7 protein-coding genes are annotated in these 12,083 nt (G+C 72.0%); 6 read left to right on the top strand and 1 reads right to left on the bottom strand.

Annotated features, from left to right (window positions below; all coding sequences use genetic code 11):
• Positions 1-240: 240 nt before the first annotated feature.
• Entirely contained in the window at positions 241-1,002 is a 762-nt protein-coding gene (locus GWK61_RS47190) for a DUF2306 domain-containing protein (RefSeq protein WP_194919637.1), read from the bottom strand.
• Positions 1,003-1,331: 329 nt separating this feature from the next.
• On the opposite strand from GWK61_RS47190, the gene GWK61_RS47185 reads away from it, so the two are divergent.
• From GWK61_RS47185 to GWK61_RS47160, 6 genes are all read left to right on the top strand, one after another.
• Entirely contained in the window at positions 1,332-2,861 is a 1,530-nt protein-coding gene (locus tag GWK61_RS47185) for an MFS transporter (protein ID WP_194919635.1), read from the top strand.
• A 351-nt stretch (positions 2,862-3,212) separates the two neighbouring features.
• Positions 3,213-3,626 (top strand): SgcJ/EcaC family oxidoreductase, encoded by a 414-nt coding sequence (locus tag GWK61_RS47180; RefSeq protein ID WP_194919633.1) that lies wholly within the window; start codon positions 3,213-3,215, stop codon positions 3,624-3,626.
• Positions 3,627-3,878: 252 nt separating this feature from the next.
• Entirely contained in the window at positions 3,879-7,055 is a 3,177-nt protein-coding gene (locus GWK61_RS47175) for an AMP-binding protein (RefSeq protein WP_194919622.1), read from the top strand.
• Complete coding sequence (cmdF, locus tag GWK61_RS47170; protein ID WP_228564107.1) at positions 7,052-8,689, top strand: tyrosine 2,3-aminomutase; 1,638 nt, start codon at positions 7,052-7,054, stop codon at positions 8,687-8,689. Before GWK61_RS47175 ends, cmdF begins: the two co-directional genes overlap by 4 nt.
• Before the next feature lie 61 nt (positions 8,690-8,750).
• Positions 8,751-10,280, top strand: coding sequence for a 4-hydroxyphenylacetate 3-hydroxylase family protein (locus tag GWK61_RS47165; RefSeq protein WP_194919618.1), 1,530 nt, complete (start codon positions 8,751-8,753; stop codon positions 10,278-10,280).
• Positions 10,281-10,401: 121 nt separating this feature from the next.
• Positions 10,402-11,586, top strand: a complete 1,185-nt coding sequence (locus GWK61_RS47160; RefSeq protein WP_194919616.1) for an acyl-CoA dehydrogenase family protein — start codon at positions 10,402-10,404, stop codon at positions 11,584-11,586.
• The last annotated feature ends 497 nt before the right edge of the window (positions 11,587-12,083 follow it).

Raw genomic sequence — 12,083 nt, 5'->3', positions numbered from 1 at the left:
ACCAGCACCCACACCCAGCCACCCACACATAGGTCAACAGCGCCTGACTGTTCGGAGCTTCGGCCGCCGGTCCTGATGCAGGGTCGGCGGCCGGGTTGCTGTTGCGTGGGGGCGGTGTTCGAGTCCTGCGTTTGGTGCTCGGCAGCACTGCGAAAGCCTTTGCCGCACTGCGAAAGCCGCTGCCGCGCCGTCGTGTCGGACGGCGCGGCAGTGGCGGGTGTCGCAGGCTTCTGTCGTCGCCTACTGCCGGATGGCCCCGGTCGCCGGGTTGAACCGCCCGGCCGGCAGGTTCTTGCCGCGCCGGCGGGCCGAGAACTCCAGGTACCACTGCGCGGCCAGCAGGTTGACGATCCACGCGCCCCAGCTGGTGCCCTCAATCAGGATCTCGGTGTTCACCTGCAGGCCCCAGTGCAGGATCATCATGAAGACGATGCGGCCGTAGGTCGTGAACAGCGCGAGCGAGAAGCTGTAGATCATCCAGCGGCGGTGCTCGGCGTAGCGGCGCAGGCGGGCCTTGCGCCAGGCGTACAGCGTGGTGCCCAGCCACAGGACCGCGCCGCAGGCCAGGCCGGTGCTGCCCTGGTTGGCGCGGTGCGGGATCAGCACGAACAGCACGATGAGCGTCGTCGGGACCACGGCGCCGAACACGTACACCCGGCCGACCCAGCGGTGCACCTTCGGGTGCGTGCGGCGCAGGTACGGCCAGACCTGGAGCATCATCGTCACCAGGGCCAGGTTGCCGGTCACGACGTGCGCGATCAGGAAGCCCAGGTGCGGGTGGAAGCCGGGGTCGAGCTGGACGCGGGCGTCGTTGGGGTCCGTGGTGAAGTAGTGCGGGAACGCGTAGAGCAGGTTGAACAGCACGGTCCCGCCCAGGACGGCGTACCAGGGGTAGTACCTCTTCCACCACGGCCGTTCCCCGCGCACCGCGGGCTGCTGGTCGGCGTCGGGGTCCTCCGGGGGGTTGATCTGGAGGCCGGTCTGTTGCGTGTTCTGAGACATGCCTGTCCTCGGCTCTCTCACGGCTGGGGTGAAACGCAGGTTGAGCATCGGCCCTGAGGGCCGGTGCGGGCATCTTCGTACGTGCGATCGCTCTAGGCCGTGCGGCGCCGGGACCGGTGTCGGGATCGGCGTCGGGATCGGCGCCGGGATCACGCGCGCTCCGAGATCATCGCCGCGTTGAGCCGATTACGTCCGAATCGCCCCAGGCGGCGTGCCAGGAACCGGTTTCTGATGTTCTTTCAGAATGCTCACCCTGGCCGGGAACCCGATTTTCGGCGGGAATCGCTGGTTGACTCTCCTGCGCGTGTCGACGACGGAAGGTGGGAAACATGACCTCAAGCCCTTGGCGCGGCCCCGGTCTGGGCCCGGCGACCACGTTCCTGGCGGCGTGGAACAGCCTGGCCGTGCTGGTCTTCCTCGGCCCCCGGCTGCGTGCCTCGGCCGCGGCGCTGGTCGGGATCGCCGCCGCGTTCGACGTCGCCGCCGCGGCGACCGTGGGCGCCGGCACGGTGTGGAGCAGGCGCGTCGGAAGCCGGGCGGCCCTCGCGTCCGGATCCGCCGTCTTCGCCCTGGCCTCCGCCGGCTGCGCGCTGGTGTCCGCACCGCCGGTACTCGTCGCGGCCCGGGCGGTGCAGGGGATCGCGGCGGCGCTGATGGTCGCCGCGGCCTTCGAGGCGCTGTCCGGGCCGCCGGGTCCGGCCGGGCTCGGGCTCGGGTCCAGTCCCGACGTCGGTGGCGGGTTCCAGACCGGCGGGCTCCAGACCGGTGCGTTTCAGACCGGGGTGTTCCAGACTGGCGGCGTCGGTGCGGCGCTGGTGTGCGGGCCCTTATTGGCGGGCGCCGCCGCGACGGTAAACGGGTGGCGGTGGGTGTTCTGGGGAGATGCGATCGCGGGGGTGGCGGTGTGCGTCGTGGTTCTGGTGCGCGGCAGCCGCGCTGCTTCGCCTGCATCTGTTCCGGCGCCTGCGGCTGATAGCAGCGACTGCGCCCCCACCGATCGCGCGCGACAGCCCCGCGACCTCTTCGACCTGCTCGGACTGGCGCTGATCACGGTCGCCGTGGCCGGGCCGGTCGCGGCGCTGGACGAGGCCACGTCCGCGGGCTGGGGCAACATCAGGACCCTGGCACTGCTGGCGGCCGGACTGCTGGCGCTGGTCCCGATCCTGGTGTGGCAGACGCCGCTGGGCGCGCTGTATGGCCGGGCGTTCGTGGCGGCGCAGGTCGCCGACCTGTGCCTGCTCGCGGCCACGGCCGGCACGCTGTTCCTGCTGGTGCAGTACTTCCACGTGGTGGCGGGCTCCGGGCCGCTGGGGGTGGGGCTGCGCATCGTGCCGTGGTCGGCGGCCGTGGCGGTGGTGCTCCCGGTGTCGGCCTCGGTGGACGTCGGCGCGCGCGGCATGCGCAGGCTGATAGCGGCCGGGATGGCGCTGGACGCGATCGGGCTACTCGGCCTGGCTACTGTGGTTCGCGGTCGCCAGACCGGCTGGTGGCTGGCGTTGTCGCTGGTGGTCAGCGGTGCCGGCGTGGGGCTGGCGATGCCGGCCGCGCGGCGGGCGGCGGTCACCGTGGCCGGACTGCGGCAGCCCGAGGGGGTCGTCGGCGGCCTCGGGGCGGTGCGCTGGGCCGGCGCCGCGCTCGGGATCGCGCTGCTCGGCGCGGTGTTGGTCGCACGCGGCGGGCTCGGGCCGGGGACCTCCGCCCCGGCCTCGGCGTCGGGATCTGTCGGCCGTGGCGCGGCTCCGGCGGTCGCGACGGCGGCGTTACTCGCGGCGGTCGGAGCGGCGGCGGCGCTCACGCTGCCGGCCCGGGAACGTCCGCCGATGGCGCCGGTGTCCTCGCGGCCTCATCCGGGCGAGTGAGACGGGGTACATCGCGAATTCATGGTCTTGCCGCAGGTCAGGGCCCGGACCGGCATTCGGTGGGAGGACGCGCCGGATGCTGTGCCGGGCCTGATTTCGTGCACATGACTTTTGCGCACGCCGAGAACCTCAGCGTGCGTATCTGCGCGCCTGCGCGCATGGCTCTGCTCCTCGCGGTCATCTCATCGAACCTCGGTTCCCATCGTTCCGGCCGGGTGTGGCGTGCGCGTATCCGAGATTGCGGCGTTGATCGGTGAATACCCGGCCGCCGCGGGCACATTCGAAGATGCCTCCCTCTCGCCCCCGGCATGACGCTGAGCCCGGGGTACAGCGTTTTCACAGGAGGACACCATGACCAGCCAGACTCTTACCGAGCAGGACCGGGCCGCCGCGGCCGCGGTCCCGGCCCGCATCATCGAGGCCTGGGCCCGCAACGACGCCGCGGCCTTCGGCGAGATCTTCACCGAGGACGGGACGATGATCCTGCCCGGCGTCTTCCGCCAGGGACGTGAGGAGATCAGCGCGTTCATGGCGGAGGCGTTCACCACCTTCCTGAAGGGCACCCGCGTGACCGGCGCCCCGATCGCGATCAAGCCGCTGGGCGCGGACACCGTCCTCCTGATCACCGCCGGCGGCGTCCTGCACGCGGGCGACAAGGAGGTCACCGCCGAACGAGCCATCCGCGCCTCGTGGCTCCTGGCCCGCCGCGACGGGGAGTGGCTGCTGACGGCCTACCAGAACAGCCCTGCGAACCTGGCGGGCTAGGGGGCAGGCGGGGAACAGCCCGCGGCCGCAGGCGCCGGATTCGGTGCGGTGGCCGCGGGCTGTGGTGTGTGAGCGTGTGTGCGGCGGCGGGCTGAGGCGAGCGTGGGGCCGCACTCCAAAAGATGCCGCCCATCGCCCGCCACGGCCATTGTGCAGGTAGGGGACCGCTCGCTGCGGATCAGAGTCCTGATGCGCGGCGCCGGCGCGGTCCGTCCGATCCCCGTGAATCCTGCCGCCTGATGGAGGCTGTCCATGACCGATCCCGCATACCGGGATGTCCCGGCGACCGAGGTCCAGCAAGGGCTGTGGCTGCTGCGCGCGCTCGGGCAGGAGCCGGCGGCGCGGTGCCGGGCGTACCGGGTGGTCGGCGACCTGGACGTGGCGGCGTTGGCCGAGGCGTGGCGCGCGCTTGTGGACCGGCACGAGGGGCTGCGCTCGGCGCTGGTGTTGGTGGATGGCGCGCCGGTGCGCAGGGTCTGGGCACACTCCGAGCCCGAGGCGTTCCGCACCCGCGAGACAGACGAGCCGGACTGCGGGCCGGCCGACGCCGACGAGTCGGATCCGGCCGACGTCCCGGCCCGCGCGCAGCTGACCGTCACCCGGCGCGGGCCCGAAGAGCACCAGATCCACCTGGCGGTTCCCGGCGCGTTCGCCGATGAGGACTTCCTGGACACGCTGGTCGAAGAACTCTCCGAGCTCTGCGCCGGGCGCGCGCTCCGTACTGAAGCCGCTACAGCCACAGCCAGTGCGTATGCCCAGGCAGCCGACGACCCCGAGGCCCTGGCCTGGTGGATCAATGCCCTGACCCCCCTCCCCAGCGAACTCCCGCTCCCCGCGGACCGCCCGCGTCCGGACCGGAGCTCCGGACGCTGGGGAACCGTCAGCGCCCCGCCAGACCCCGACCTCGGCCACGCCGTCGCGCGCTGCGCCGAGGCCAGCCGCAGCAGCCCCTCCGTCGTGATGCTCACCGGATTCCAGGTGCTGCTGCACCGCTACACCGGAGGCGACCGGGTGGCCGTCGCGGTGCCGGTCCCGCAGCGCGGAGCGGGCGCGGCGGCGAACGTCCTGATCCTGCCCGCCGACATCGAGGCCGGTCAGAGCTTCAAGGACGTCCTGGAACGCGGCACGACGCTGGCCGCCGAGGCGATGGCCCGGCGCGCCGTACCGCTGGCCCGCGTGCTCGGGGCGCTCCCGATCGTGCGGGAGGTGCGGCGGGTGCCGTTGGGCGACGTCGTGTTCGACTATCGCGGCCGGCCGCGCTCGGTCCTGGCCATCCCCGGTGCGGTCGTCGAGCCCTGCTCGGACCATGGCGGCCCGGCGCCGGCTGATCTGGTCCTGCAGGTCGACGACGGCGGGAACGGCCCGGCCGTCACCGTCCTCTACGACGCCGACCAGTTCGAGCCGGCGACCGCCCGGATGATCCTGCGCCAGTTCCGCACCCTGCTCCGGCACGCCGGCCGGGCCCCGGACACCGCCGTCGGCGAGCTGACGCTCGACGGCCCCGGCGAGGCCGCGCGCGCCGCTGTCGAGGCGGACCGGCGGGCTGACGACGGCGCGCCCGGCTACACGATCGTGGAGGCGGTCCGGCGGCTGGCGTCGCAGGATCCTGACGCGGTCGCCGTCGACAGCCACGACGGCACGCTCACCTACCGCGAGCTGTATGCCGCAGCGATACAAGTCGCCGGGGATCTGCGGGCCGCCGGGGTGCGAGAAGGTGACGCCGTCGTCGTGCGGCTGCCGGTGGGAGTGCGTCAGTACGCTGCGTTGCTCGGGGTGCTGGCGTCCGGGGCGCACCTGTGCTGGTTCGGGATCGCCGACAGCGGAGAGCGCGGCCGGGCGGTCGTCGGGGCGCTGAAACCCGCGGCGATGCTGGTCGCCGACCCGGCCGACCCCGACGAATTCGTCGGCTGGTACCGCGCGACCACCGGCGGCCAGGTCGTCGCGGTCGAGGCGCCCGACTCGGCGTCGCGAGGAAGCGGTGCGACCCAGCCAACGCCAACCCCCACCCCAACTCCCCGCCTCACCGACCGTGCCTACGTAGCCTTCACCTCAGGCACCACCGGCGTCCCGAAAGGCATCGCCCAAACCCACGCCGCCCTCGCGCAGTTCGCCGCCTGGATGGCCGCCGAGTTCGAGATCGGCCCCGGCGTCCGCGTCGCGCAGTGGGTCGCCGCCGAACACGACCCCGCTCTGGCCGAGACCTTCGCAGCACTCGGATCCGGCGCCACCCTGTGCCCGGTCCCCGAGAAGATCCGCGCCAACCCCGAACGCCTCCTGGACTGGCTGGCCGCCGAGCGCGTCGGCGTCCTCCAGACCGTGCCGAGCTTCGCCCGCGAACTGCTCCGCGTCCTCACCGGCCGACACTCCGCCGAACGCCTCGGCACCCTCAGGGTCCTGCTTCTCATGGGCGAAGCGCTGCCCGCCGAGCTCGCCGACGGCCTTCTGGCCGCGCTACCGCTGGTCCACGTCGCCAACCTCTACGGCCCGACCGAGACCGTCGCCGCGACCTGGCATCCGGTCCGCCGGCGAGCCGTCCAGATCAACACCCTGACCGGCATTGAGGCGGCTAGCACGGCAGCGACCCTGGCTGCGCGCCGAGCGTCGGGCACCGTCCCGATCGGCCGCCCCATCCCCGGCCGCGGCATCCTCATCCTCGACGAAGCCGACCGCGTCTGCCCGGCCGGCGTCACCGGCGAGCTGGTCATCACCGGCGCCTACGTCGCCGACGGCTACCTCGGCGCCCACGACCACGCCGCCTTCACGCCGCTGCCCGGTATCGACGCACCCTGCTACCGCACCGGCGACCTCGCGCGCCGCCGTCCCGACGGCGCCCTGGAGTACCGCGGCCGCAAGGACAGCCAGGTCAAGCTCTACGGCAACCGCCTGGAGCTCACCGACGTCGAGGCCGCCTTGGCCGGCCACCCCACCGTCGCCGAGTGCGCCGTGGTAGCCGTCGCCGACCGCGACGGCCTGGCCGTCCGCCTGGTGGTCTGCGTCGTCCCACGCCGCGGACCCGACGGCCGGCCGGAGGGCGCCCCGGACCAGTGGCGTACGCAGCTGCGCCGCCGCTTCGGCCGTGCGCTGCTCCCCGCGCTCTACCGCACGCTGGACCGCCTTCCGCGCACGGTCACCGGCAAGGTGGACCGCCCGCAGCTGGCGCGCAGCGTCGCCGCCGCCGAGCGCGACGCCGCGGCCCGGCGCCCGGCCGCCGGGACCGAGGCCGTGCTCGCCGCGATCTGGGCGTCCCTGCTCGGGGCGCCGCCGGAGCACGCCGACCAGAGCTTCTTCGCGCTCGGCGGCAGCTCCCTGATGGTCCCGCGGCTGCTGCACCAGGTGCGCCGGCGCCTCGCGGCCGAGGTGACCGTCCCCCAGTTCTACGCCCATCAGAGCCTGGCCGCGCTGGCGGCTTTGGTCGACCGAACCAGATGAAGGAGAACGTCGTGTCCACCCCCAATAGCGCAGCCGTCAGCGCGCCAGTCGCGCCTGTTGTTCTCGACGGCGAGACGCTCGACATCCCGGGCGTGCGCAACGTGGCCGAACAGCGGGCCGAGGTCACGCTGACGCCGCAGTCGCTGGCCAAGGCCGGCAAGAGCCGGGCCGTGTTCGAGGACGTGGTCCGCGCCGGGATCCCGGTCTACGGCGTCACCACCGGCTACGGCGAGATGATCTACATGCTCGTCGACCCCTCGCGCGAGACCGAGCTGCAGACCAACCTGGTGCGCAGCCACAGCGCCGGCGTCGGCCCGCACTTCCCCGAGGACCAGGCCCGCGCCATCGTCGCCACCCGGCTGAACGCGCTGGCCAAGGGCTACTCGGCGGTGCGTCCGGAGATCCTGGAGCGGCTGGCGCTGTATCTGAACACCGGCCTGATCCCGGCGATCCCGGAGATCGGCTCGCTGGGTGCCAGCGGCGACCTGGCGCCGCTGGCGCACGTGGCCGCCACGGTCATCGGCGAGGGCTACTTCCTCGGCCCGGACGGCCCGCGGCCGGTCGCGCCGGTGCTGCGCTCGCTCGGGATCACCCCGCTGGAGCTGAAGTTCAAGGAGGGCCTGGCGCTGATCAACGGCACCTCGGCGATGACCGGGCTCGGCGCGCTGGTCGCCGGCCGGGCGCTGGAGCAGGTGCGGCACGCCGAGATCGTCTCGGCGCTGCTGGTGGAGGCGGTGCGCGGGTCGATGGGGCCGTTCCAGCCCGAGGGCCACGACGTCGCCCGGCCGCACCCCGGCCAGATCGACACCGCGGCGAACATGCGGGCCCTGTTGCGCGGCAGCGGGCTCACCGTCGAGCACGCCGACCTGCGCCGCCAGGTGGCCGCGGCCAAGGGCGCCGGGGACGTCACCCGGACCGAGATCTACCTGCAGAAGGCGTACTCGCTGCGGGCCATGCCGCAGGTGCTCGGCAGCGTCCGGGACACCCTGTCGCACGTCACGGCCCGGGTGCAGACCGAGCTGAATTCCGCGAACGACAACCCGCTGTTCTTCGAGGACCACGAGGTCTTCCACGGCGCGAACTTCCACGGCCAGCCGGTGGCCTTCGTCATGGACTTCACCACCATCGCCCTGACCCAGCTCGGGGTGCTGGCCGAGCGGCAGCTCAACCGGGTGCTGAACCGGCACCTGAGCTACGGCCTGCCGGAGTTCCTGGTGGCCGGCGACCCCGGGCTGAGCAGCGGCTACGCCGGCGCGCAGTACCCGGCCACGGCGCTGGTCGCCGAGAACCGGACGATCGGCCCGGCCAGCACCCAGAGCGTGCCGTCCAACGGCGACAACCAGGACATCGTCAGCATGGGCCTGATCGCGGCCCGCAACGCCCGGCGGGTGCTGGCCAACAACCAGTACATCCTGGCCGTGGAGTTCCTGGCCGCGGCCTCGGCGGTGGACGTCTCCGGGCGCTACGACGGCCTGGGCCCGGCCGGCCGCGCCGCCTACGACGCGGTGCGCTCCCTGGTGCCGCCGCTGAACCAGGACCGGTACATGGCCGACGACATCGAGACCGTCGCCGCGGCCCTGACCCGCGGGGAGTTCATCGCCGCGGTCGAGAACTGCGGCGTGGAACTGCGCTGACACCGGCGTCCGGGCGGGCCGCCCCGCGGTCCGCCCGGACCGACAGGAGGGCAGGACAGCTATGGCCACTCGGCCGATGACCGGCGAGGAGTACGTGGAAAGCCTGCGCGACGGTCGCGAGGTCTACGTCTACGGCGAGCGCGTCAAGGACGTCACGACGCACCCGGCGTTCCACAACCCGGTGCGCATGACCGCCCGGCTCTACGACGCGCTGCACGACGAGCGCTACCGCGACGTCCTGACCTGTCCGGTCGACGGCGGCGGCGAGGGCTACACCCACCGCTTCTTCACCACGCCGCACAGCGCCGAGGACCTGGTCGCGGCGCAGGGCGCGATCGCGCAGTGGGCCCGGCTGAGCTACGGCTGGATGGGCCGCAGCCCCGACTACAAGGCCTCCTTCCTCGGCACGCTCGGCGCGAACGCCGAGTTCTACGCGCCCTTCGCCGACAACGCGCGGCGCTGGTACCGGGAGTCGCAGGAGAAGGTCCTGTACTGGAACCACGCGATCGTGCACCCGCCGGTGGACCGGAACCTGCCGCCGGACGAGGTCGCCGACGTGTTCGTGCACGCCGAGGCCGAGACCGACGCCGGGCTGGTGGTCAGCGGCGCCAAGGTGGTGGCCACCGGCTCGGCGCTGACGCACTACAACTTCATCGCGCACTACGGCCTGCCGATCCGCAAGCGGGAGTACGCGCTGGTGGCGACGGTGCCGATGGACGCGCGGGGCGTGAAGCTGATCTGCCGGCCCTCGTACAGCGCGACCGCAGCTGTGGCCGGCAGTCCGTTCGACTATCCGTTGTCCTCGCGGCTGGACGAGAACGACACCATCCTCGTGATGGACAAGGTGCTGATTCCCTGGGAGAACGTCTTCATCTACGGGGATCTGGGCAAGGTGCAGATGTTCACGGCGCGGTCCGGGTTTCCGGAGCGGTTCACCTTCCACGGCTGCATCCGGCTCGCGGTGAAGCTGGAGTTCCTGGCCGGGCTGCTGTCCAAGGCGCTGGAGGTCACCGGGACGCGGGACTTCCGGGGCGTGCAGAGCCGGATGGGGGAGGTGCTGGCCTGGCGGAACCTGTTCTGGGGGCTGGCGGATGCGGCTGCGCGGAATCCGGTGCCGTGGAAGGACGGGGCGGTGCTGCCGAACCCGGACTACGGGATGGCGTACCGGTGGTTCATGCAGGTCGGGTATCCGCGGATCCGGGAGATCATCCTGCAGGACGTTGCCAGTGGGCTGATATACGTGCCCTCCAGTGCTGCGGACTTCCGGAATCCGCAGACGCGGCCGTATCTGGACAAGTACGTGCGGGGTTCCGGCGGGGTTACGGCGGTGGAGCGGGTCAAGCTGATGAAGCTGCTGTGGGACGCCGTCGGGAGCGAGTTCGGCGGGCGGCACGAGTTGTACGAGCGCAACTACTCGGGGAACCACGAGAACACCCGGGTCGAGCTGTATACGGCGCAGCTGGCGTCCGGGCAGCTGCGGGGGTACGAGAAGTTCGTCGAGCAGTGCCTGGACGAGTACGACCTGGACGGGTGGACGGTGCCGGATCTGGAGTCGTTCCCTGATCTCAGGGGACTGACGAACCGGCCTTGATGCGGCTGGTTGTGGGCCGGGGCGCTGCTGTCCCGGGCCAGCACGGCCGAAGATGCCCCGGCCGGCGGCCGGTGGCGAGAGTTGACACGTATCCACGTTTCGCGAATCTCAAGGAGCTTTCATGCCCGACACGAACGCGCCGTCGCGCCAGGAACTGCTCGGCCGCGCGACCGACCTGGTCCCCCTGTTGCAGAAGAACGCGCCGTGGATCGAGGAGAACCGGCGCCTGCCCGACGACGTGGTGGGTGCGCTCACCGACGCCGGGCTGCTGAAGATGCGGGTGCCCAGGCACTACGGCGGCTACGAGTCGCCGATGCGCACCGTTGCCGACGTGGTGTCCGAGCTGGCGCGCGGCGACGGCTCGACCGGCTGGACCGCCGCGGTGTGGGCGATCAGCTCGTGGATGGCCGGGATGTTCCCGGACGCGGTGCAGGACGAGGTGTTCGGCGGCGAGGCAGACGTGCGGATCAGCGGGATCCTGAGCCCGACGGCGGTCGGCGTGCCGACGGAGGGCGGCATCGTGCTGAATGGCAAGTGGGCCTTCAACACCGGCAGCCGGCAGAGCGCGTGGAACACCAACGCTGCTGTGCGGGCGCATCCGGACGGTTCGTTCGAGCCGATCATGGTGCTGATTCCGCTGTCGGAGCTGGCGGTCGTCGACGACTGGCACACGGCGGGCATGCGCGGCTCCGGCAGCGTGAGCACGGTGGCCCAGGACCTGTTCGTCCCGGACGCGCGGATCCTGTCGATGCCGCCGGTCTTGGCCGGGGTGCACCAGCTGGGGCGCAATGCTGCGAGCCCGGTGTATCAGGCCCCGTTCATGCCGACCGCGTGCACCACCGTCGCCTCGGTCGCCCTGGGCCTGGCGCGCGCGGGTCGCGAAGCCTTCTTCGAACGCCTCCCCGGACGCAAGATCTCCTACACCGCCTACGAGAACCAGGCCGAGGCCCCGATCACGCACCTGACCACCGCCGACGCCGTGACTCGCATCGACGAGGCGGAGTTCCACGTCATGCGGGCCGCAGGGATGCTGGACGACAAGGCGGCGGCCGGCGAGCAGTGGACGCTGGAGGAGCGCGCGAAGGCGCGGCTGGACCTCGGGGCGGCGACGCAGCGCTCGAAGGAGGCGGTGGATTTGCTGAACTCGGCCAGCGGCGGGTCCTCGGTGTACTCCACGGTGCCGATCCAGCGCATCCAGCGCGACGTGCAGACGCTGACGCTGCACGCGATCATGCACCCGGCGACGAACTTGGAGTTGTATGGGCGGGTGTTGTGCGGGCTGGAGCCGAACACGCATTACATCTGAACAGCTGAACATGTGATGGGTGGAGCTGGGGGTGGGGAGTGTCGGGGAGTGCTGCCGCGCCGGGTTCGGGGCGGCGGCACTTTTGGGCTGGTGACTGGTGACTGGTGACTGGTGACTGGTGGGCTGCCGGTGCCGGTGCCGGTGCCGGGTAGGGGGTTCGGTGGGTCGCCGGGGTGCGGTTGGGGTGTGGTTTACAGGCGATCTTTACGGCTTCGCGAATGGTTGGATGGCCTCGCAGGGGACGCAGTTTGGTTGAGCCTCGCAGGTTGCGTTGGCGGCCGCCGGTTTTCGCGGACACGACCGCGCACTGGTCCGAGTCTGTGCGTGCTGCGTTGGCGGGTGGCGGTTTTCGCGGGCAAGACCGCGCGTCGGTCCGAGTCACTGCGCATGCGTCATGTGGGCGGCTGTCTGCCGCGTTTGGTGGGTGCCTTGAGGCCTCTGGCGGGCCTCCTCGACGAGGGGGCGACCCGCGCGTCGGGTTGTTTGGTGGCGGTCCG

This window comes from Catenulispora rubra (assembly GCF_015356825.1).
GTDB classification, from domain to species: Bacteria; Actinomycetota; Actinomycetes; order Streptomycetales; family Catenulisporaceae; genus Catenulispora; species Catenulispora rubra.
Note: the sequence above shows the minus strand (reverse complement) of the source record. Positions and strands in the feature narration are given on the sequence as shown.